Source organism: Dictyobacter vulcani, assembly GCF_008974265.1.
Taxonomy (GTDB): domain Bacteria; phylum Chloroflexota; class Ktedonobacteria; order Ktedonobacterales; family Ktedonobacteraceae; genus Dictyobacter; species Dictyobacter vulcani.
On sequence record NZ_BKZW01000003.1, the window covers coordinates 177,990 to 200,510 of the forward strand.

At 48.0% G+C, this 22,521-nt stretch carries 22 protein-coding genes; 10 read left to right on the forward strand and 12 right to left on the reverse strand.

Annotated elements, in window-relative coordinates; translation table 11 throughout:
• Positions 1 to 282: 282 nt before the first annotated feature.
• The 5 genes from KDW_RS24920 to lepB all read right to left on the reverse strand — a co-directional run bounded on the left by KDW_RS24920 (position 283) and on the right by lepB (position 4,963).
• On the reverse strand, positions 283 to 1,425 hold the full coding sequence (locus KDW_RS24920; protein ID WP_162005588.1) for a hypothetical protein: 1,143 nt from the start codon (positions 1,423 to 1,425) through the stop codon (positions 283 to 285).
• Positions 1,395 to 1,679: a hypothetical protein gene (locus tag KDW_RS24925; protein WP_151758647.1), complete on the reverse strand. Its 285-nt coding sequence runs from the start codon at positions 1,677 to 1,679 to the stop codon at positions 1,395 to 1,397. Before KDW_RS24925 ends, KDW_RS24920 begins: the two co-directional genes overlap by 31 nt.
• Before the next feature lie 315 nt (positions 1,680 to 1,994).
• Positions 1,995 to 3,080 (reverse strand): uroporphyrinogen decarboxylase, encoded by a 1,086-nt coding sequence (hemE, locus tag KDW_RS24930; protein ID WP_151758648.1) that lies wholly within the window; start codon positions 3,078 to 3,080, stop codon positions 1,995 to 1,997.
• A 125-nt stretch (positions 3,081 to 3,205) separates the two neighbouring features.
• Complete coding sequence (hemE, locus tag KDW_RS24935; protein WP_151758649.1) at positions 3,206 to 4,279, reverse strand: uroporphyrinogen decarboxylase; 1,074 nt, start codon at positions 4,277 to 4,279, stop codon at positions 3,206 to 3,208.
• A gap of 135 nt (positions 4,280 to 4,414) precedes the next feature.
• A complete protein-coding gene (gene lepB / locus KDW_RS24940) occupies positions 4,415 to 4,963 on the reverse strand; it encodes a signal peptidase I (protein WP_151758650.1) in 549 nt (182 codons plus the stop codon).
• A 336-nt stretch (positions 4,964 to 5,299) separates the two neighbouring features.
• Here lepB and KDW_RS24945 point away from each other — a divergent pair, with 336 nt between their 5' ends.
• Positions 5,300 to 7,075: a protein kinase domain-containing protein gene (locus tag KDW_RS24945; RefSeq protein WP_151758651.1), complete on the forward strand. Its 1,776-nt coding sequence runs from the start codon at positions 5,300 to 5,302 to the stop codon at positions 7,073 to 7,075.
• A gap of 185 nt (positions 7,076 to 7,260) precedes the next feature.
• On the opposite strand, the gene KDW_RS24950 is transcribed toward KDW_RS24945, so the two are convergent.
• The 3 genes from KDW_RS24950 to KDW_RS24955 all read right to left on the reverse strand — a co-directional run bounded on the left by KDW_RS24950 (position 7,261) and on the right by KDW_RS24955 (position 9,048).
• Positions 7,261 to 7,542 (reverse strand): hypothetical protein, encoded by a 282-nt coding sequence (locus tag KDW_RS24950; RefSeq protein ID WP_151758652.1) that lies wholly within the window; start codon positions 7,540 to 7,542, stop codon positions 7,261 to 7,263.
• 400 nt (positions 7,543 to 7,942) lie between these two features.
• The gene (locus tag KDW_RS35315) at positions 7,943 to 8,308 is read right to left on the reverse strand and encodes a P1 family peptidase (protein WP_307767767.1); all 366 of its coding nucleotides are present in this window, start codon (positions 8,306 to 8,308) and stop codon (positions 7,943 to 7,945) included.
• Entirely contained in the window at positions 8,209 to 9,048 is an 840-nt protein-coding gene (locus KDW_RS24955; protein ID WP_198925530.1) for a P1 family peptidase, read from the reverse strand. The genes KDW_RS35315 and KDW_RS24955 overlap by 100 nt, the downstream gene beginning before the upstream one ends.
• 153 nt (positions 9,049 to 9,201) lie before the next feature.
• Between KDW_RS24955 and KDW_RS24960 the strand changes: the two genes are divergently transcribed.
• The 4 genes from KDW_RS24960 to KDW_RS24975 all read left to right on the forward strand — a co-directional run bounded on the left by KDW_RS24960 (position 9,202) and on the right by KDW_RS24975 (position 11,338).
• Positions 9,202 to 9,645 (forward strand): pentapeptide repeat-containing protein, encoded by a 444-nt coding sequence (locus KDW_RS24960; RefSeq protein WP_198925532.1) that lies wholly within the window; start codon positions 9,202 to 9,204, stop codon positions 9,643 to 9,645.
• A gap of 267 nt (positions 9,646 to 9,912) precedes the next feature.
• A complete protein-coding gene (locus KDW_RS24965; protein WP_151758653.1) occupies positions 9,913 to 10,401 on the forward strand; it encodes a PHP domain-containing protein in 489 nt (162 codons plus the stop codon).
• A complete protein-coding gene (locus tag KDW_RS24970; protein WP_151758654.1) occupies positions 10,398 to 10,766 on the forward strand; it encodes a PHP domain-containing protein in 369 nt (122 codons plus the stop codon). The genes KDW_RS24965 and KDW_RS24970 overlap by 4 nt, the downstream gene beginning before the upstream one ends.
• A 47-nt stretch (positions 10,767 to 10,813) precedes the next feature.
• Complete coding sequence (locus KDW_RS24975) at positions 10,814 to 11,338, forward strand: GNAT family N-acetyltransferase (RefSeq protein WP_151758655.1); 525 nt, start codon at positions 10,814 to 10,816, stop codon at positions 11,336 to 11,338.
• A gap of 76 nt (positions 11,339 to 11,414) precedes the next feature.
• Here KDW_RS24975 and KDW_RS24980 read toward each other — a convergent pair whose 3' ends face one another.
• A complete protein-coding gene (locus tag KDW_RS24980; RefSeq protein WP_151758656.1) occupies positions 11,415 to 13,319 on the reverse strand; it encodes a bifunctional homocysteine S-methyltransferase/methylenetetrahydrofolate reductase in 1,905 nt (634 codons plus the stop codon).
• Between the two features lie 288 nt (positions 13,320 to 13,607).
• Between KDW_RS24980 and KDW_RS24985 the strand changes: the two genes are divergently transcribed.
• Positions 13,608 to 14,162, forward strand: a complete 555-nt coding sequence (locus KDW_RS24985; RefSeq protein WP_151758657.1) for a DUF6585 family protein — start codon at positions 13,608 to 13,610, stop codon at positions 14,160 to 14,162.
• A 159-nt stretch (positions 14,163 to 14,321) separates the two neighbouring features.
• Here the strand turns inward: KDW_RS24985 and KDW_RS24990 are convergent, their stop codons facing one another.
• Positions 14,322 to 15,086 (reverse strand): 2-phosphosulfolactate phosphatase, encoded by a 765-nt coding sequence (locus tag KDW_RS24990; protein WP_151758658.1) that lies wholly within the window; start codon positions 15,084 to 15,086, stop codon positions 14,322 to 14,324.
• A 309-nt stretch (positions 15,087 to 15,395) separates the two neighbouring features.
• On the opposite strand from KDW_RS24990, the gene KDW_RS24995 reads away from it, so the two are divergent.
• Positions 15,396 to 16,439, forward strand: a complete 1,044-nt coding sequence (locus tag KDW_RS24995; protein ID WP_151758659.1) for an ADP-ribosylglycohydrolase family protein — start codon at positions 15,396 to 15,398, stop codon at positions 16,437 to 16,439.
• Between the two features lie 261 nt (positions 16,440 to 16,700).
• Here KDW_RS24995 and KDW_RS32405 read toward each other — a convergent pair whose 3' ends face one another.
• A complete protein-coding gene (locus tag KDW_RS32405) occupies positions 16,701 to 16,844 on the reverse strand; it encodes a hypothetical protein (protein WP_170296573.1) in 144 nt (47 codons plus the stop codon).
• Between KDW_RS32405 and KDW_RS32410 the strand changes: the two genes are divergently transcribed.
• From KDW_RS32410 to KDW_RS25010, 3 genes are all read left to right on the forward strand, one after another.
• The gene (locus KDW_RS32410; protein ID WP_170296574.1) at positions 16,845 to 17,135 is read left to right on the forward strand and encodes a hypothetical protein; all 291 of its coding nucleotides are present in this window, start codon (positions 16,845 to 16,847) and stop codon (positions 17,133 to 17,135) included.
• Positions 17,136 to 17,728: 593 nt separating this feature from the next.
• Positions 17,729 to 18,766 carry an NAD(P)-dependent alcohol dehydrogenase gene (locus KDW_RS25005; RefSeq protein WP_151758661.1) on the forward strand — a complete coding sequence of 346 codons (1,038 nt, stop codon included), beginning with the start codon at positions 17,729 to 17,731 and terminating at the stop codon, positions 18,764 to 18,766.
• A 119-nt stretch (positions 18,767 to 18,885) separates the two neighbouring features.
• A complete protein-coding gene (locus tag KDW_RS25010; RefSeq protein WP_233097903.1) occupies positions 18,886 to 20,556 on the forward strand; it encodes a CocE/NonD family hydrolase in 1,671 nt (556 codons plus the stop codon).
• Positions 20,557 to 20,662: 106 nt separating this feature from the next.
• Here KDW_RS25010 and KDW_RS25015 read toward each other — a convergent pair whose 3' ends face one another.
• Positions 20,663 to 22,366, reverse strand: coding sequence for a L,D-transpeptidase (locus tag KDW_RS25015; RefSeq protein ID WP_151758662.1), 1,704 nt, complete (start codon positions 22,364 to 22,366; stop codon positions 20,663 to 20,665).
• Positions 22,367 to 22,521 lie beyond the last annotated feature (155 nt).

The window sequence follows — 22,521 nt, forward strand, 5'->3', positions numbered from 1 at the left end:
CTTTACTTGATCAGGCCGCCCGCCGCAAGGTGGGGGGCCTTTTTGTCTGATTTAGTCTAAACGTCAATTATTTATGTGATGAAAACTATGTATATTGTAACAGATTACTTTTAATAGCATATATGCATAATATGATAGGTAGATTAAAATCGAACCTGATAAAAAGAGTGAGAATATAGATTTTATCCTGATGGCTGGTTGTGGATCTCACCAGGATCACATTGAGTGCTGCATTTTTAACATGGGCGGAAACGTGATCCTGGTGAGGCGAGTTGATATGGGTTAAGGCAGGGTAAATGATTGAGCTCCATTTTTATCGTTACCACGAAGGTTGATACGGAAATATATCTCTTTATTGAAATTTCCATAGACGCCATCGATGATATCCGATAGGGCGTGTCCATTGCGTGGGACGGTAAAGGTTGGCGAGTGGCAAAAATCATAATCTGAGCAGCCCGGGAAATGAGAAATATCTATGCGAGTGGGGGCCTCGATGATGGTTCCATCCGTATCATCAGGCGCTCCCGGATAGATATTGAGATGATTCCCTTGCTCATCTGTCGAGATCAGATAGAAATGTCCCTGGGTGTCTTGCGTTATCCTGACTTTTTGCCCATAAGAGATATTTGGCATAAGCACATCCTTAAGGATTTTACCGTTTTCAAGAATGGCCTGATGCGGTCCGTTGTATTCATCCAGATAAAGTATATGCATGCGTCCGGCGGTGTCGATATAACTATCGGTAACGTATGTTATATCGCGATCATTGGTGTCATTTGGATCTTTAGGTTTTACCTCTTTTACTACAACCTGGTCGATGTGTGGGCTCTTTGGCGTTACATCGTCGATGTGGAAGTATTTTACCTCATTAAATATCCAGGGATTCCCATCTTGTGCTTGTGGTAAGTTGAGGAAATGGCGTTGCACATCACGGGTAGCGACGATGGAGAGATCATTATGATAGCCGGGAAAAAGGAAGGCATAGGTATAGCGAAGATCCAGTGTGTTCTGATGGAAGGTCCATTTATTCGTTTCCGTACTATAGTATGTCCAGAAAAACGTGCCTGGCTTATCCTCAGCCGTTTGAATAAGCACCATATCGCCACGATCATTGACACCCACGCTACTATAACCCTGTTCCTGGCCCTGCTGCCATGTGCCATCAAGCCATTCACTGCTAAATGTCTTGCCATTATCCGTTGAGTATAAATGTTGCAACTTGCCAGTGGTCTGGGGCCAGGCAAAGAGATGGATGCTATCATTTTTGCCCAGGACGATATTGATGGGCTCGGTGCCGGCGTTGCCAGCTTTAATCTCTTGCCAGCTAGCATTGGGAGCCTTATGCATCAGATGCCACTGCCGATCATTGAGTCCATCACCCTGAGAGATATAGGTCATAAATAGATCGCCCCTGGCCGTGCGCACAATACGATCCTTGTGTGCCCCCAGCTATTTGGTACATATTGATCTTCGCTCCCAAAGGCCTGATCTGTGACCTGTTCAAGTTTGACCAGTGCTGGCTTGCCAGGTTGTGAGGCTTTTGGGGTCGCAAAAATATGGCCTGAAGCTTCTTCTGGTGCCGATTTCACGTCCCATAAATACGTTGCAAGTACCACAATCGCTACCAGGGATAACACAGATGTTATGAGGATAATTGCTGATTTTTTGCGTATTTTCACTCTATCCATCTCCTTTTATGAGGTAACAGCTCTTCCTTGCTAATCTCATATATCACAATATACCAGAACTATAATCAAGCGACAACAGCTATATCCATTATTTTTGTTAATCTATGACCTTACCGGGAATGTAGATGGTTTTCGTTCTGAAGGGCAACACACTATTTATCGCTCTGGTGTCTGTCTGTTTTGTTGAGGAGAGGATGTACAGAGGCTGCTTAACGCTCAGCCTGTCTGGCAGCTTATAACAATATGCCAGCGAAACCATTCATGAATGGGCGCTGGCATATTGTTGTGGTTAGTTGATTTGTGGTGCTATTTCGTCTCGATAGCCGTGTATTCGTGCACGAAATCAATCAGGCGGCGAACATTTTCTACAGGTGTACCGGGGAGAATGCCATGGCCGAGATTGAAGATATGTCCTGGACGTCCTTTGACGCGGTCAAGGATTTCTCTGGTGCGTTTCTCGATCTCCGGCCAGGGAGCAAACAGGGTCACTGGATCCAGATTGCCCTGTACCGCTGCAGCTTGTTTGAGGGAGTCCCAGGCCCTATCGAGATCAACGTGCCAGTCCACACCGATGACGTCGCCGCCTGCCTCCTGAATCAGATCGAGCATGCCGCTGGTATTGGTGCCGAAATGGATAATCGGGATATTACCCTGGCGGGCGATGTCGATGGCGTGCTTGCTATGCGGCAGGATGTATTCGCGATAGTCAGCGGGACTCAAGGCTCCGACCCAGCTATCGAAGAGCTGAAGTGCATGGGCTCCTGCCTGCGCCTGTGCTAAGAGATAGTGGCCTACGACTTCGCTCAATTTCTCCATGAGGAGATGCCAGGTGGGCGCATCGCTCATCATCAGTCCTTTGGCGTGGAGATAGTTTTTGCTGCTGCCACCTTCGATTGCATAGGATGCCAGGGTGAAGGGCGCGCCACTGAAGCCAATCAATGGGATGCCACGGGGATCAAGCTCTTTCCGGGCCAGCTTGATAGCTTCCAGAGTGAAGCTCAAGCTCTCCTGTGGATCTGGCACACGTAGCGCTTCCACATCTGCTTTGCTGCGGACCGGATTGTGAATAACGGGTCCTTCTCCTTTGAGGAATTCAAGACTGATGCCCATTCCCTCTAATGGGGGCAGGATATCGGCAAAAATAATGGCTGCGTCCAGATTAAAGGCGCGAATTGGCTGCATGGTGACGTCCGCAGCCAGTTCTGGTGTTTTGATGATTTCCAGGATTGGATGTTTGGCGCGGAGCGCACGATACTCTTCCATATAGCGACCGGCCTGGCGCATAAGCCAGACTGGTGTTGCATCGACATGAAGCTGGCGGCAGGCACGCAGGAAGCGGCTTTCAGTAATAGTAGTAGCAGCCGTTGCTGCGGGTGATGGTGTTGTATTCATAAGGTTGCTTTTGTCTATCTCCCATCTACACTGGCAGGTGTATTTGATTATTCTTTCTGTTGCGTCCATCTCGATTTTGAATCTATGATGCTGCACACAGCGCTTTGGTGTCATGTATAGGATTTTTAGTCAGTCTGGCGTCCTGTATATGTATGGACAGTATCAACCAGACGGCGTAAATAGTCAGGATTCGTGCCCGGATGGATAGCATGACCAAGGTTAAAAATGTGTCCTGGTCGCCGCTGGACGCGTTGCAGGATATCTACTGCACCCTGTTGGACTGTTTCCCATGGTGCCAGCAGCAGGGTGGGATCCAGGTTGCCCATGATGCTACGGTCAAACCCCAGTGCCTGCCAGGTATCGGCGAGATCAACGCGCCAGTCCACGCCAATGACATCGCCTCCGGCTTCAGCCATATCCTCTAAGAGACTGGCATGTCCGGTCCCAAAATGAATACTCTGTCCGCCTGCTTGCTTAATGGCTGTGAAGATTCTTTGGGCGTACGGTTTGACAAATTGTTGATAGGCGGCTGGACCAAGTATGCCAACATTACTATCAAAAATCTGAATGGCGTCTGCCCCTGCTTTTACCTCGGCCTGAACATAGCTGATCAAGACGGTGGTGATTTTTTCCAGCAGCGCATGCCAGGTGGCGGGCTCCTGGTGCATCAGTGTTCTGGCCGTACTGTAATCGCGTGTGGGCACGCCTTCAATCATATACAAGGCGAGGGTAAAGGGGCCACCCGCAATGCCAATCACCGCTTGCTGATTGGCGAGCTCGCGCCTGACCATGCCAATCGCTTCCAACACAAATGGCGTGGCTTCTTCGGCAGTGCTACAACGGAGTGCCTCGACATCCTGTAATGTGCGGACCGGATTATGCACGATCGGGCCGCGAACAGGATCAAGCTCGGTGTGGAGTCCCATTCCTGGGAATGGCAGGATGATATCGGTATACATCACGGCTGCATCTACGCCATATTCTGTTATGGGTAGCAAGGATACCTGTGAACACAGTTCAGGGGTACGGGCGATGGTTAAAATATCATGGGTCTCGCGTAACTTGCGATATGCGGCCAGAGAATGGCCAGCCTGACGCATAAACCAGACTGGTGTGGCGTCTGTGGCCTGTCGCTGACAGCCAGCCAGAAAACGCTCTCTACCGGTCTGGATTGGATTGGATTGAAATGATAACTGCATACGACTTCCTCAGTACATCGCTCAAAAGCATTTTTAACTTTTCATATCATAGCGTGAGTGTCGTCGTAATGCAATGAATAAACCTGTAAAAATCTCTATGGATTAAGAAATTGCTAGAGATTTTATAGGTTTGCTTTAAGGCGTGTTTTTTACCGGTGTAAATGTGGAGGAATAGGTATTAATGACTTGCCAGCTACTGGTCGGCCAGAAAACGACTACTGCCTTGCCCACAATCATATCCTGCGTTACCGGACCCCAGTTGCGCGAGTCATCTGTAACCTGACGATTATCATTAAGCACAAAATAGCTATTGTCCGCCACTTTCCATTCGTGACCCTCTGGATTATAAGGCTTCTGAACATAGGGTTCATTCAGGACTGTACCATTAATGCTGATGTGCTGCTTATCGGCTTTGATGGTATCACCAGGTAGCCCGATGATACGTCCCATCACATCAATATTGGTATCTGGAGGATAATGAAGGACAACTGCGTCGCCGCGTTGCGGTTTACCAATCATATAGGATGTTCTATTAACCATGATGTATGCATTATTACTGATACTGGGTTGCATATTTGAGCTTTGCATGTGATATCCGTGAATAATAAAGCGGATAACAACGAAGAGCAGCAATGTAATAACGACAAGTTCTATGATTTCACGCGTAAAATGCGATCGTTTCAATGTCTATCTCCGTATGAAGAGGCAGAGTCTCCCGGCTGTTTGGCAGATCCTGCTTCAGATGTATTTGCAGTCGCTCCAGTGCAACTCGTAGGGCTAGTATAGCGCAATGCGTGTGGAAACTTCGAGAAAGCTGCATTGTGTAGCCCAAAACTACCAACTTATTTGGATATTTATACTGTGATGTATAGTGATACTCCATGATCTGGACAGTCATGTTGCTATCCACAAGTCCTATACTTGTCTCAATTCTATTGACGCTCAATGTGTACAGTATATACACTTTATCTGATGAGCAGCGTGCACTGATTATTTGATGGCGGATACAAGGGGGATGAAATGCTCTTACCTGTGGCAGATCTTGTGGGGCAGAATATGGGGGATTATCACCTCACACAATTAATTGGTCAGGGGACGTTGAGCGCGGTCTATATTGCTCAACGGCAGGGTGGAGCGCAGCAGGTGATGCTTACAGTGTTTCTTCTTCCACACGACTGTAAAGGGGCCGCGCGCGAGCGTTTTATTGAGCGCTTTATGCAACAGGCCAGAGCTTTAAGCCAGCTGCAACATCCCCATATAGTCCCCACACATGCCTTTGGCGAGGAGCATGGGTATCCTTATCTGGTAACCCCGTTAATTGAGGGTGAGACGGTGGCTTCCTTTCTGAAACGCAAGGAACACTGTACGCCAGATTTGATGCTGGCATTGTTACGCCAGATTGCCGCTGCCCTGGATTATGCCCATAGCAATAATGTTATCCATGGCACCCTCAAATCCTCAAATATTTTACTGGTGCGTCAGGGCGATCCAGAAGGCTTATACCGTGTGATGGTGGCCGGTTTTGGGCTGGCCAATATGCTGAAGATGAATGATATCGGGAAGGTTGCCCATCAATATCCTTCTTTATTTAGCGTAGCCGGTACCTTGCTGACCAATCCAGTATATATTGCTCCCGAGGTTGTGCTGGGAGGGGAATTTGATGCGCGGGCGGATGTTTATGCGCTAGGTATTCTGGTATTTGAGATGCTTTGTGGACACGCCCCGTTTACCGGCTCTGATCCATTTGAAGTAGTGCAAAAACATGTTGAAGAGCGCATTCCCTCGCTGCAGACGGTTGCCCCAAATGTTTCAACTGCTTTAGACATCGCCTTACAGCGCGCGCTTGAACGAGATCCCGCATTACGGCTCCAATCGGCGGGTAAACTGGTCACGGCCTTTGAGCGGGTGATGAATGTCATGGAAGAGGCGTCCCGCATGCCTGTGACACCGCCAGGCACTGCTCTTCCGATGAAAGTACACCTTACCCTGCTTGATACCCTGCCACCTGGTGAAACTGGTGAGAATGTCGTGGCGATGCCAGCGATTACATCCAGCCATGTGGCTAGAGTAACTCCATCCTTTCCAGGCAATACGTTTAAATTACAAAGTATTCCTCGGCCACAATCAATCCCTTTTGGTGTAAAAGCACCAGCTGCTCCTACTGCTGGCGCAACTCCGGGTCAGGACCAATCTACAACAACATTATCGGCAATCCGGGCTCATGAGTCGACGCCGATAAAAATTATCAGGCCTGAACCGGAGCAGGTTGACGGTACAACAACGCCGCGTGTTGCGAGTACTGACGAAAAAACCTCTACCCGGCGTCCTGATATGGGGCGTCGGCGTGTTGTCATGGCTGTCAATGGAGCGATTACTGCAGCGGTACTGGCTGGTGGCGGCTTCACAGTACTGCAACTGGTTCACAACGGGACAATCCAGTTGCCTGGAATGGCTAGTGCAAGCAAACCAGCGAATACCAATCCTACTGGCGGAGCCGTCATTAGCACTAATAAACCGGCGAAAAATAGCGCCCGTAATTTTACGAATCCGCTAACCCACAAAGAAAGTATCTTGCTGCATTTACCCGATGATACCCTGGTGGCCTATGATCGCGCCTGTACCCATGAGGGAGTATTGGTCACGTATGATCCACAAACCGGGAAGCTGGTTTGTCCACGGCACCATGCGCAATTTGATCCAAAGCATGCGGGAGCCGTGCTCAAGGGTCCTGCAGAAAGACCACTGAAGCAAATAGCGATTCATGTTAATGCGGATGGCACGATCACCGCAGTGTGAAATAGCTGCATATCCAAGTGATTCCTCCTCTCTGTGGGTAGTAGAAAGGATGACGTAATGTCACGTGCAAGCCTTTTCCACCCAATTTGGAGGAAGCACTTTATGATTTGTTGCTAACGTATGATAGCGAGAAGAAATAAAAGGGTTTAAGCTTTGATAATGCTTGTATCATCACAAGAAACGGGTTACGCTTCTAATCTTTCTTGTCCCTCTATATAATAGTCTACAATGTAAATTTTACTTTTTAACCGTTTTTTTTGCAGTGGAGGCAATAAACTGGTTCTAGCAATGGAGGAAAGATGAGGGTCTGTGTGCCGCTCTTCGATTGTGGGCGTTTGTGAGGAATGGATCAGTCCGTGAAAGGCCTTTTTTAAGGATTGTGCATAGCAGCGTGCTCCTTTATGAAGCACTATCAATGGCTCGTCCTGTGTATCCAGTGTAAGAAAACCACTCAATGTATCTTTCATCTGCCAGTCCCTCCTGTGTCTTACACAGCTCAACTATATGTGTCTGTATATTCAGACGCAAATGTTTTCATTTTCTCAAATGCTTAGTATGTGATGAGTAACATTGTAGACGGCTTACATAAACAACCTATACTATATTGACGTCACATGGGTCTTAATTTTGACAAGTGTTCTGGAACATGTTATCAAATCTCGTTTGTGTATGCAGACAAAAAAAGCGTGTGAGATAGCCTGTAGAGATGAGTTAGCCCCAAAATCCTCATAGCATACTTTTCATCCAAATGGGCTAGTATGACGTGTGTCAGGATATTATTGTCTTTTTTGAGACGAAACACTATTCGTCGGAATAATGGTTACACCGGCGAATAGTGTTTTCTTAAGCATGTGGATTGACGACTTTTTAGCGGTACGGTTGATAGCGTCTCATAATACTTTGGAGTTCATCCAGGGGAAGGGCCTGGGCGCTATGGCCCTGCCAGCCGTGCATGCTTTCAGCTGCTGTGAGTGCATTGAGGATGGATTCTTCCGTCGCTTCGGCGGCGGCCTCAAAGAAAGGATCCAGGTGATCATGGGGTAGCATCTGGATGTCAAATGGTTTGTTATGTTGTAAGGGTAAATGATTACCGGTCGCGAATGCCAGGAAGATATCACCACTGCCATTGTGTCCTACACCGCCTGCACGGGCGAGACCAACGGTTGCTCGTTTGGCCAATCTGGTACATTGGGTAGGAATAAGAGGAGCATCGGTGGCGAGAATAACAATGATTGAGCCTCCTTTGGGGGGATACTCCAGGGATCGGCGACTTTCGCATAATCTATCTCGCGTCCGACTGGAACCCCATCCACGCGTAGCAGGTGGCGGCTCCCATAGTTAGCCTGAACAAGGACCCCAACCGTATATTGTTGACCAAAGCAGGTAACCACACGTGAGGATGTGCCGATACCCCCTTTAAACTCATGGCAGATCATGCCGGTGCCACCACCAACATTTCCCTCAGCCACAGGACCACTCTGTGCCTTATCCAGAGCCTGATAAGCATGTTGTTTGGTGACCTGGAAGGCACCAATATTGTTTAGCCAGCCATCCCAGGTTTCAGCAACAACGGGCAGCGAGCCTTGCCAGCTAGAAGCAATCGAAGGTGGCACATGCCATTTATCGCTCATATCCAGCGGATACGCCGCGATTGCATCCCGCACGACCCCCACTGAATTTGTATTGGTAATCCCGATTGGTGTATGGAGTACTCCTGACTCCTCAACCCAGGGGAGTCCGGTCATTTCTCCACAGCCATTAAAGCTAAAGAAACCGGCATAGGCATGATCCGTCCAGATATTGCCCGCGCGCGGAACGATCATCGTAACCCCTGTACGGGCGAGTGCAGGTTCATCAAAGATCAACGTTTCGTGCCCAACAAAAATATCTGGCACATCCGTAATCGCATTATATGGTCCAGTTGGATGTGTCCCAATTGAGATTCCTAACTCACGCAAACGTGCTCGTGGCATGGTAGAGCTGCTCCCTTATCGTTTTTTCTCTACATCATATGATATCAAGACTTGCATTGCCTATGGCGCAAATTTTTATGTATATCCAGTAATTTTGCCGCTGGAATGGTATGATTACAAAATAGAACCTTCATAGTCAAGGAGCATCAGGCCATGAATAAGGTTGACCTTATTGAATTGATGAGGACTAGCTTGCCACCTGATTGGAATTTGTGGCGTATTGAACATCCGGAGGTTGTCCTGGATCTCTCTGGCGTAGATTTGAGTGGAACGCGGCTGGGCGAGTTTGATCTTGCCAATGCTAAGCTAGAAGGAGCCAATCTGGCTGGTGCTGATTTATTTCAAGCGAACTTGAGCGGTGCTCATCTCGCAGGAGCTAATTTAAGCGGTGCCAATTTAACTGAAGCAGATTTGCGCGATGCAGATTTAAGTAATGTGTGTTTGCGCGATGTTGATCTACGCTCTGCCAATCTGGTTAGAGCCAATCTGACTGGCGCTGATTTGCGGGGAGCAGACTTTGCCGGCTCTCATCTGTCTGAAGCCCGCATCACGTTAGAACAGTTTCAGAAGGCACGCTCGCTGCAGGACAGTTTGTAAATAATACCTCTCCAGTTCACAAATGATGTAGGTTCGACTCTTGCAGTCGATTGCCTTGCATTCTCGTGATGTAGGTTCGACTCTTGCAGTCGATTGCCTCGCATGCACGATACCATTCGCTTGATTGCGATGCGTTGATGTGAGCCGAGAAAATCGTGGGCAAGCCACGAACCTACATCTTTTCTTTTCCCTAAACCTGCTAATCCTGAAAACGTATATTTTTTATAGAGTGTCATATTGTCTTTATGACTGGAAAGGATGTAGCTGTTGGAACCATTAACTTCACAACTTGTCTTATCATCGGATGCGGCGATTGATTTGCAGATGCATACCACGTACAGTGATGGTTTATGGACGCCTGAACAACTGGTTGATTATCTGGTGAAGGAGCAGTTTGCACTGGTGGCGGTGACGGATCATGATCGCGTGGAGGCGTCTCTGGCTATTCAGCAATTGGCGGCACCGCAGGGATTGCCTGTGCTGGCGGCAGTTGAAATGACCACGAAGTGGCGTGACCACCCCACTGATATTCTCTGTTATGGCTTTGGCTCTGAACATAGCGAATTGAAGTCTCTTGGAGATGCGCTGGTGCAGGCTCAACTGGAAAATGTGCAGGAGATTTATGCAAACCTGTTGCAGAAAGGCTATAAATTTCCACGTCAGCAAACGTTACTGTCTGCCACTGCAGGCCTCCCAGTCCAGTTTAGAGATATCGCTACACTTCTGATTGAACATCGCTATGCCCCAATAATGTGACCTTATGGAAAATCCTTGGTGATGCTGGCTTGCTTGAAATTACTAATGGCATTGCAGCTGTAGTAGAGGCGGCCCATTGCGCCGGTGCTGTCTGTATCATGGCACATCCTGGCCGTAAGGATATTACACGTTATAGCGAGGCGATGTTAGACCAGTTACTGCAAGAGATTCCACTTGATGGACTGGAAGTGTATTATCCACTCCATTCACAAGAACAAACTACGATGTATCTGGACTATGCACAGAAGCACGATTTATTGACGAGTTGTGGTTCTGATTCTCATACTCCAAATAGAGCTCCTATCAAATATCGGGCTGAACAGAGTCGCCAGTTACTTGAACGTGTAGGTATTCAGGTGCAATAATTGAAATACGATTGAATGTATTTATATATTATAAAGGATGAAAATATATGATACGCGGAGAAAAAGTTTGTTTGCGTCCTGTCCGTCGTTCAGATCTAGCTATACTGCATGAGCGTGCTAATGAGGTGGATTTCGAGGGCGAATATAATTACTTTGGTTTGCATCGCGACCAGCATTTGTTGTCTGGATTTGAAGCTGACGGTCTCCTGGGTTCCGAGTTTGGTACCTTGATTGTGACGACTCTGAATGACCAGTTTATTGGAAGTATGTCGTATCATCCGGTACGTTATGGTCCCAATATTGCCAGTTCCCATTACAATATTGGTATAAGTCTGGATCCGGAGCAGCGTGGAAAAGGCTATGGTGTAGAGGCACAGCAGCTATTAGCCGACTATCTTTTCCGTATTTATCCTGTTGGGCGCGTTGAAGCTACGACCGATATCACCAATATTCCTGAACAGCGTGCGCTTGAGAAAGCAGGCTTTACACGGGAAGGTGTGCTACGGCAGGCCCAGTGGCGCAATGGTCAGATGCATGACATGGTCCAGTACAGTAAAATCCGTGGGGAATAGTCACTTCTTATAGTTTTTTGGAGGTTTGCCAGAAGGTTAATGACTGCATTGTTTTTTAACCTTCTGGTTTTTCTTTTTACTTTGTTGTGCGCTGGCGGATATAGGGAATCAGGTCTTCAATCAGTTCGAAGCGATCAAGGGGCATAATATACGTTCCCTGTACCTCTGATTGTAATTTTTCGAAGAGCTCTTTGATGATCTCCAGTCCGACTGCTCCACCACCTTCGCCGGCCTGGCGTAAGCGCTGGCGAATCTCTTCAGGAATGACGATACCTGGAACTTCATTATGGAATTTTTCTGCCTGTTGATAGGAATGCAGCGGTTGCAAGCCGATCAAAATAGGAATAGGGATCTCTCCATACTGATCTTTGTATCTGCGAATGTAATGCAAGAAAGTTCCAGCATCAAAGACCGGTTGGGTCAGAATATATTGTGCGCCACCTTCAATTTTGCGATGCAAGCGTTCAAGCTCTATATCCAGTTCTGTGGCGGCCGGATTGGCGGCGCAGCCAATGAAGAAAGAACTGGCAGCGGCCAGTTTGCGTCGATTACCATCGAGTCCTTTATTTAAGTTGCTCAGGATGGAGATCAAGCCAATGCTATCAACATCCCAGATACCCGTAGAATTAGGAAAATCGCCATGACTGGGGGGATCCCCGGTGACGGCCAGGATATTGCGGATCTCGGTGGCATGCGCCCCGATGACATCGCTTTGTACGGCCATCAGGTTGCGGTCGCGGGGTGTGAAGTGTACGATGGTTTCAATACCGACATTTTGTTGAATCAGGCGAGCCGCAGCCACGTTATTCATACGGACGCGTGCCATCGCATTGTCCGTGATGTTGATTGTGTCAGCTCCACTATCGCGGATAAAAGCTGCGTTCTGTAGAAAACGGGTGAATTTCACGCTTCTTGGAGGGCTCATCTCGATACTGATGACAAATTGTTTTTCTTGCAGGCGAGCCGCCAGCAGCGTTGGTGCTGGTTCGCTTTCGGCGTTTTGTGCCGCGTTTTCCTGGATGCGTTCGCGAAAAGCTTCCAGCGTAGGTGCGTTGGCTGATAGTTCGGCCTCAGGAGCGATGGTTGGTGCCAGCTCAGTGAGTACTTCGTGCATAGCAGCGATATGGCCAGGTGTGGTGCCACAGCAGCCGCCAATCATGCGTATACCGATGTGTAAAAAACGCCTCGTATATTCGGCAAAATATTCAGGAGTGGAAACGTAAATGAATCTATTGCCAACGCGTCGGGGGAGTCCTGCATTTGGTTGAACCGCGACAAAGAAATTGTCGTTGCTATAGGTGCACATCCGTTTAGCAACATCAAACATGCTCGCAGGACCCAGCGCGCAGTTGACGCCAAAGACGTTTGCACCCAGGTCGCGTAAAGTCTCGGCAACGACCTGTTCATCTTCACCGCTGACAATAGTTCCATCTTCACCAAACGTCATCAGGGCGACCACGGGCAAATCAGTAATGCTGCGCACCGCCATTAATGCTTCACGCATTTCTGCCAGATCTGACATGGTCTCAATAATGAAAAGATCTACTCCTGCCTGGAGCAATGCCTCAGTCTGTTCAGCAAAGGCTGCACGGGCATCGGCTGGTTGAATGGTACCTATTGGTGCCAGGGGACTACCTAGCGGGCCGATATTGCCGGCCAGGAAAATTGGTTGTTCGCTGAGTTCGCGAACCTCACGGGCGATCTTGGCACCCGCCCGATTGATCTCGACAACTTGAGTCTCTAATCCATGTTCGGCTAAGCGATAGCGATTGGCGCCAAATGTATTGGTTTCAATGATCTGGGCGCCTGCCGCCACATAATCCAGGTGAATGGATTTAATAAGCTCGGGATTGGTGAGATTCAAATGCTCAAAGCAACGCTCATAGGAAATTCCTCGGGCGTAGAGCTCTGTTCCCATTCCTCCATCGCCTAGCAGAGGACCATTACGCAGTCGCTCTAAAAACGGATAGTGTGTTTGCATAGTTGATCTGGCACTTTCTTAGCAATGGAACTTGTAATCTCATACCCCTGATACCTTGTTCCCTCACAAGTAATGACGATCTGGATAAATAAATAGCTTCGATTCTGTGTTATTTACTGATAGAGCGTTTTATTTACAGCAGTATATCACATGCAGACTGAAAAATTTGCTGCTTCTCCTATGAAATACCCTTATGGAAGTTGGTTAAAGTGATTTCTGGTTCGTTTATATACGCAGAGGCTATTCTGTCCCTTAGTATTTTGATTTAGCTATGGAGAACACGTTATTATGGAGCGTAACCTACCAGCCGAGGCATATCAGCTTGCGGAACAGTATAAGTTGGGGAGTCCGGGTCGCATGTACGGTGCTGATGGCTGGCAGCTGTTTTCATTGCTTGGCTCCTTTGCATCCTGGTTACTACTTTGCGCATCTTTTATTGTGATGCTTCTGCTCAGTTATCAAGGTATAATAAAGTCCTCTGCTGGATTAATTGTGCTGGGATTCATCACCGCTGCTCTGGCGCTGGCACTACTGGTTGGCCTTACACATATCATTTTGCAACGTATAAATCTTTTTCGTTATGCGCGTATTTATATGTGTGAGCATGGATTTATTTTTCTAGATAAGCAGCAACAGCTTAGCATTCGCTGGGATCAAATTGAGCGGGTTGAAACGATTGCGAGCAGAACGAGATTAAAGAATGAGATGTGCCAGATTTTATTGACGGATGGGAAGCGTATCAATGTAAGTACGTTCTGGAACAAGCGGTTACAAACCTTGATTAGATATCGTGTCACACTCTATCGCAACAGGCTGAAACAAGTGTATTCAGATGGTTCTTAGTTTCGCCTCTGATTTCTTTAACTGAGCCAGCATGTGCCTTAAAAGGCCCTACACACTATACATCGTTGTAGCTTTTTCCTGCTCTGTGTAGGAGCTTTCGCAGACAATTTGAATACCATGCTTTTCAAGAGCATGCACATCAATAGTAGGCGGGGAAGATTAAATGCTCACCAGCTCAGTAGCTGGATACGCCAGTCGGAGGAGTCCTGTTTCTGCTTCAACGCCTGTTACCATGGGTACACAGGTACTACTATTTTTACTGAGGCAATATTCCAGATCTTTCTTCTGTCCAAGGGCGAGTAAATCCTGAGAGGAACGGGCTTTTTCCAGCAACGTGGCTGGTGGATAATTTTCGTAGATGGTGATAGCGCCATGGGTGCTATCATGAATGGCCAGATCTGGATACTGTTGGAGTAGTTCCTGGGCCAGATAGCCGGCACAGGCTGTGTCTTCCAGTGCGAAATAACCATATTCAGCGGCACACACAATGGCAATATTGCTGTGTCGCTCTTGTGCCAGCGCCAATGCTGCAGCGGCCACCGCGTTTCCATTATAGAAGCACCCCGCCAGACGTATACTATCGTTGGGACAGGCAAACAGGGCACGAGTGCCATTACTCGTGGTCAGCACCAACTCCTGGTTGGCCAGATCCATCTGCGCAAACTGAGCAGGTGAATTTCCAAAGTCGAAGCCTGGAGGGGTTTCGGTGTGGTATTCACCACAGAGGATGCGACCGGGTACCTTTTGACCGGCTTCTAATGCCTGATCGAGTGTCTGGGCGGCCAGAACATGCCTGGCACCCTGTTCAAACATGATAGTCATTGTCGTGGTAGCGCGCATAACATCGATAACTATATAGATATCTTCAACTGACGTTTCAACAAAGTTAAGTTCGGCAGGATTAAAGTAGATTCTGAGCTGCAAACTAATCTCCTCGTACGCTTGTGACGCTACTGGTGTGAGCCGCTAAGAAGGATCACATGGATAAAAAGTAGTGTGCCATTTCCAGTCTGGTTCCTGGAATAAGCTGTATTTCTACTATACACGATTCTGCGGAGAATACAATTGAGCCAATTGAGAATAAAATCAGGCATAACTATGTACATAATAGCCACTGTAGCTCAGCCTTTGAGTGTGGCGAACAATCCTCTGTACAATGAGATTCTTGCTATGTTATATTAGAGTTATTCTATCATCTTTACTATGTAAAATCAGAGAGTAAGTATATCTATTATGCAGAAACCTAACGATAGAGTCCCGCGCACACAACGCGCCGCTGGATGTCTCTTTGGATTGGCCTATGGAGATGCTTTAGGTGCTGATACTGAATTTCTTTCCCTGGATGAAATATTGCGCTGCTATCCACCTGCAGGTCCCCATACTTTAGCGGCCACTTTTCCTGTGCGAGTAACTGATGATACACAGATGGCCTTAGCTGTAGGTGAAGCTTTGCTGGCTGCCCCGCGACCCTATACCGTGAAGACCTTAGAAGATCCATTGCGAGATGCTTTTATCGCCTGGAATGAGAGTCCTGAAAATAATCGTGCTCCAGGCATGACCTGTATTCAGGCGTGTGATTATCTGGCCTGTGGTCTTCCCTGGTACAAGGCAACGATCAGCCATTCAAAAGGCTGTGGGGCTAATATGCGTGTGGCTCCTGTAGGATTATTGCAGGTCGGTAAAGATGGCGTGACCACACAGAGCAGGGCCGCCATTGCACAGTTTCAGGCCGCTTTAACGCATGGTCACCCTACGGGTCTGGCGGCCGCTGATCTTACCGCTTATGCCATCGCTGATCTGGTCGATGGTGGTAGTCCTCTCGATTTACCTGAGCGTTTGATCGCTTACGCCCAGAGCCAGCGCACCATCTATCATCACGACTGGCTGGGCCCGCTCTGGCGGCGGTCAGCAGCAGTCAAATCTCCTGAAGCATTTATTGCGCGAGGATGGGATGAATGTTTACTGGTGCTCGAACGTTTACGCCTGGCTGTTCAAAAGATGGATCGTCAGAGTGATCCCTGCCTGGCAACAGGAGCCGCCTGGATCGCCGAGGAGGCATTGGCGACTGGCTTATTCTGCTTTTTAATGTATCCTGAAGATCCTGTTGCAGCTATTCAGCGTGCCGCGACCAGTTCGGGTGATTCTGATTCCATTGCCTGTCTGGCTGGTGCCTTTGTTGGCACTCACCTGGGCTTTGCTGCCTGGCCAGCTGACTGGTTACAACGTATCGAATATCGTCAGCGTCTGACTCGCCTGGCAGACACTCTGGGTGCATAATATTGCATCTTTCCCCCCCATATGATCTGGAAGGATAAAGTGCCATAAAATCTTACAATGGTGAGAAAATTATGAAGTATACATATCCTACTTAAAATATATGTGTTATTTTCTATTTCTTTCGAATATTATAATGAGTTTAGAGAGGAAAACAATGTGGTATTTCTCGTTTCCTTGAAAAAACCATTTATGGCTCGAAAGGAATGCTAATGAACACAAGTAGTAAGCAGAGCATACTGAGATATGTAATAGTTGTCTTGATTATAACTGTTGCAATTTCTGTAAGCTTATCAGGTGGGGGACATGCTTCAGCAGCATCGGTGACTCCTGCCCATACGCAGTCGGCGCAACCCGGAGGACCATATCCTCCGCCACCTCACTCAGGACCATATCCTCAACCACCATATGTTTATCCTTATCCATCTGGTTGGTGTGCCGGTCTCTATGCCCCGGGCTGGTGGTATGGACCCTACGGGCAAGTATGGTGCGATGAGTATCATATTCCAGGTTGGTGGAATTGGTATAGTCACCATTGGACACCTTCGTATTATTACTATCAGCAGCACCAACACGATCATGACCATGATCATGGCGATCATGACCATGATCATGGCGATCATGGCGATCATGGCGATCATGGTGGCGAGGGTGGACATGGTGGACATGGCCACTAGTCGTCTGTCAGATATCATGTGATGGGGAGGCGGGGATGCAAGCGAGCATGCCGGGGGCATGATCAAGCGCCGAGCCCCTTGACTGGGGGATCGGGGGCGGTGCTCCCGGCATCTCCCCCCGCTCGTCCGCTAAGCGGGCGCACAACTCATCACACGAAGTTTGACAATGTACCAGGAGAGTTGTCCGTGTTCCTCGGATTGGCTCGTAATATATGATTTTGGACTGAAGAATAGAAGTATTTTTCTGTTCTCAGTAAATGAAATAGTATATTATTATAGTTTATTCGCGTTTGGCTTCCTCTCCATCTATGTAGTGCGTCATCCTAAAATGCACATAGATGATCCTGACCACAATTGGGCGCGAATAAATAAAGAGATCTTCGACAAGGTTTGTGAAAGACAGGCCGGTTGAAGGTCTTTTTTATTTGTACTCGCTAGAAAGTTCTTCTATACGTAGAGGGGCTTTATGGGATTAAATGTTATAATAGAATACTATCGCTCACGGGGCTCTATGTACTTTTTACTTGCTAGCTTTTGAAGGATAGTAAGGCGGATTGAGTTTGTTGAATAGGCGGGATCAGCGTGTGATCCATTGCTAGAGAGATGAGGTTTGGCATGGTTGCTCTTGTTTTAGAGAAAGCGCATGAGTTGTCATTGCGGGATATTGAACTTCCGACACAACTGGGTCCGCATGATGTACGGATTGCTATCCATACAGTTGGTATTTGTGGTAGTGATGTGCATTATTATGAACACGGTGCGATAGGCCAGTTTGTGGTGCGCTCACCGATGGTCTTAGGTCATGAGGCATCGGGTACCGTGGTTGAATGTGGTCGTGAGGTGACACACCTGCAGGTTGGCGATCGCGTTTGCATGGAGCCAGGTATTCCTGATCCCAATAGTAAGGCCAGCCGTCTGGGTATCTATAATCTGGATCCAGCCGTGCGCTTCTGGGCGACTCCTCCTGTTCATGGTTGTTTAACGCCCTTTGTTGTGCATCCGGCCGCCTTTACCTTCAAGTTACCAGAGCAAGTGAGTTTCGCTGAAGGCGCAATGGTTGAGCCGTTGGCGGTGGGCATGCATGCCGCCAATAAAGCAAAGATCAAGCCAGGTGATCTGGCGGTGGTCATGGGCGCTGGTCCCATTGGTATGGTAACTGCGCTGGCGGCTCTGGCGGGTGGTTGTAGCCAGGTGGTGATCACGGATGTGGTGCAGGAAAAGCTGGAATTGGCGCAGCGATTAGGGCCAATCGTGCCAGTAAACGTTACCAAACAAAGTCTCGTTGAGGTCGTCAATAAATTAACGGACGGCTGGGGGGCGGATATCGTCTTTGAAGCCAGTGGCAATGCCAGATCTATTGCCAGCGTCTTTGATCCACTGTGTCCTTCTGGTCGTGTGGTCTTGATTGGGATGCCGGGAGCTCCGGTTTCACTGGATATTGTTGCTGCCCAGGTAAAAGAGGCCAGCGTCGAGACTGTTTTCCGCTATGCTCATGTTTATCCCCGTGCTCTGGCCCTGCTTGCCAGTGGACGCCTGGATGTCAAACCATTAATTACCGACACCTTTCCTTTCCAGGACAGCATTGAGGCTTTCAAGTATGCAGCTCATATGAAGCCCACTTCTGTAAAAGCACAAATAGTGCTTCCCTCTTGAATAGTTGTTATTACTCTGTGCCCGCCCGGGGTTCTGTCTTGTGATAGACTTTGACGTATGTATTGACTGGTGTTCGGATAAAATTGCTTATTCGAGCACTACAGAGGGAGAGCTGGTGAATGATGACATCCTATCCTCGTGAACTACAAATCCAATTTGATCAACGTGTACCGATGCGCGACGGTATTACCCTGTCTGCTGATATTTATATGCCAGTCGGCAACAATGGCGAGCCTGGCATATATCCGGTTATTTTGTCTCGTACTCCATATATGAAAGCTGAGATAAGCCTGGAAACCGCCAAATATTTTGTGCGGAACGGTTATATATTTGTTTCGATGGATGTGCGTGGGCGTGGTGATTCCGATGGCGAATTCGTGCCTTATTTTAACGAAGGGCGCGATGGCTATGATGCCATTGAATGGTGTGCCGAGCAACCCTGGTCTAATGGGAGTGTGGGGACGATTGGTGCATCTTATGGGGGCCGTATTCAGTGGTTAGCAGCCGTTGAGCGGCCACCGCATTTACAGGCAATGATCGTGCTTGTGCCTCCTTCTGATCCTTTTGTCGAGACACCCACTGGTACACCAAGTCCAATGCATCTCTGCTGGCTTCATCTGGTAAGTGGGCGTGCGCTACAATCGATGGATGTCGTTGAGTGGGAACAGGTTTACGAGCACTTGCCGCTGGTAACGATGGACGAGCGTGTGGGAAGAAGCATTCCCTCCTGGCGCACCGAAATGCAGCATACGCAATTGGATGCTTATTGGGAGCCGTTATGTTATCAGCAGCGCTTTGATCGAGTTAAGGTACCAGTTCTGCATATTTCGGGCTGGTATGATGATGAGCAGATCGGGACCCCTTTAAACTATGCTGGGATGACTGCGAAAGGTGCCAGTGCTGAAGTGCGGGCCAGTCAGCGTTTGTTGATGGGACCCTGGGGGCACAATACCAATGCGGACTCCAGGTTTGGAGCCGTGGATTTTGGATCTCAGGCGATTATTGATTTGCGGGGCGAGCAATTGCGCTGGTATGACCATTATTTAAAGGGAAAAACGGTGGATGTAGGTGCTCCCGTCCATATTTTTGTGATGGGCAAAAATGAATGGCGCGATGAGCAGGAGTGGCCATTGGCCCGTACACAATGGACGCCGTTCTACCTGCATAGCCAGGGACGAGCCAATAGTCGTTTTGGCAATGGCATGCTTACGCGTGTAAAGCCAGCGGTAGAGCCGGTTGATACGTATCTCTACGATCCAGCCAATGCGGTACCATTTATCACTGACGCGACCTCCTCCCAGATTGGGGGTCCCGATGATTATTCATCGCTCCAGCGGCGCGATGATGTACTGGTCTATGTGAGCGAACCATTAAGCGAGGATGTTGAGGTCACGGGTCCCATCAAGGTAGATCTTTATGCGGCATCGTCCGCTCCTGATACCGATTTTATGGCCATGTTGATTGACGTCTGGCCGAATGGTTTTCGTCAACGCCTGTGTGATAGCATGGTGCGTGCGCGTTTTCGCAATGGTATGGACAAACCCGAGCTGATCGAACCTGGTCAGATCTATCACTACACGATTGATTGCTGGAACGTCTCACAGGTCTTTAAAGCCGGTCATCGTATCTGCGTACAGGTTACATCCAGTGCCTTTCCGAAGTACGATCGCAACCAGAATACTGGTGAGCCATTGGGTCAGACTACCGAGCTGGCCATAGCGGAACAACGCATTTATCATGATGCGGAACATCCCTCAGCGGTGGTGCTACCTATTATTCCTGCCAGATAGTGGTGGATAGTTAGTATTGATGAAGTTTACCTGATTCTCATTTAGAAAACAAAAAAGGGAGAAACCCCGCTGGATTTCTCCCTTTTTCTGGTTTTGGACTTACAGGTTAATACACAATGGCGGTTATCGTATCGGCCCCATTAGGATCCTTTGGTGTGGTGAAATCCCACAGCCAGGCGGCCTCATTCAGGGTCATATTGATACAACCATGTGTACCTTCATTATTAGCGGCAGGAGCATAGTGTGGAAACTGTTTGCCGGGACCATAATCGTCGTCCGCTCTCCACCAGCTATCGTGAAAGTAATATTCGCCAGTATGATACATCATGGCGTAATTGATTTTTGTATCCGGATAGTAGAAGGGCGAACTCTTATCCTTTTCGAAGGATTTGAATGTTGCCGGTGACTGCCGGTTCGTCACGACGGTCACTCCCGGAGGGGATGGTTTTTCTGGCATCCCTGACACTACCTGGATCGAATGTATCAATTTTCCATCCTGGTAAACGCGCAGAGCATCCTGATACAGCGAAGTCAGAATAACTTTTCCCTTGGTTGCATTAAATGCCTTCATCAGAGTGAGATCGCTCTGGTGAACCGCATTATATGGCGTGTTATCCGCGGCATCGGCCTGCATACCGGTAAAGAGTGTCCGCTGATCCTTTGTTTCGTCGATGATGGCCTGGAAATCATCGGCTGTCTGGGCATACGAAAGGTTTGTATTCAGATCATACAGCGTACCATTCCAGTAGTCGTAAGCCTGATCGTATGATTGTCCATTCCAGTCATCATGATACTGATGTGCATGACCCCAGTTTTTTGTGTCGTTGAGTAACTGTGTGACATCATGGGTCGCCTGGAGTTGCAACAATGGGAGACGGATATCAGCCATATCCCGGTTGAGTTGAGCCGAGAATTTAACAAAATTACCATCGTCCAGCAATGTTTTATCCGCATCATGTTGTTTCTGATATTGATCAGGATTGCCACCATAGTTTTTTACTTTATTGATCGAATCCTGATATAATCCCAACTTAAACTGTCCCAGATAAGGAACAGCCTGGGTTGAGACCGTATTGGCGGTTTGAGACTGTGCGCTGAGGTTCTCGATGATCTTATGAAAATCAGCAGGTGTAACCGCTGTACGAAACTTCTGGACATCTTCTTCGGCCTGTTTGTCCAGTGCGGTGGTATCCAGATTAGAGTCCTTAAGAGTTTTGATGAGGCCTTTAAATGACATTAAATCATCATTGGCAGTGCCCAGTAGTTTCAATGACTCTACCGCTGCCTGAGCCTTCTGGCTGACAGCAAGAAACTGTTTCGGGTACTGAGCCTGGTTCATTTGATTCTGAACCTGAGTCAGTGTATTCGTGAAGTTATTGGCTTCAACATACCCCTGAGATTGACGCTGCGAGAGGAGCGAGGAGAAGCCTTTTACATCTACCGTTGCCTGATGTCCAGACTGTTGGGTGGACTGATATTCAAGTCCTCGTACCTGTACCGTTAACGTTTGATAATTTTTAGCAACATTTGAATAATAAGCAGTGGCTGGCTGACTGCTGAACAGGGTAAGTGGTTCATTGGTGTTACGTAGCTTATTTACCTGCTTCAGGATAGGGCTGAGAAGAGTGTTTGGTACACCCACACTCTGGGCATGAGCGATGGCTTTATCAAGCTCGGCCTTATCCGTTGACGCCTGACTTTGAACCTGTGGATCTCCGCAGGCACTTAGCATCATCAAGAGGAGTAAGGTAACACTCATAAGTGACAGCATTCTGTGGGAGCGCTGCCAGCGGGGGTTGTGATGAACCATTATGAGATGTGCCTCCTGGGTCCGTGTGTTTAGAAATTTTTAAATAGGCATTGGTTATAAAGATAAGAATGTATATATTCCTATACTCTATTATAATCGATTCAGGGGGGAAAATGTCGCACTTCTAGGACTAAAAATTAGCAAAGGCAATGAAT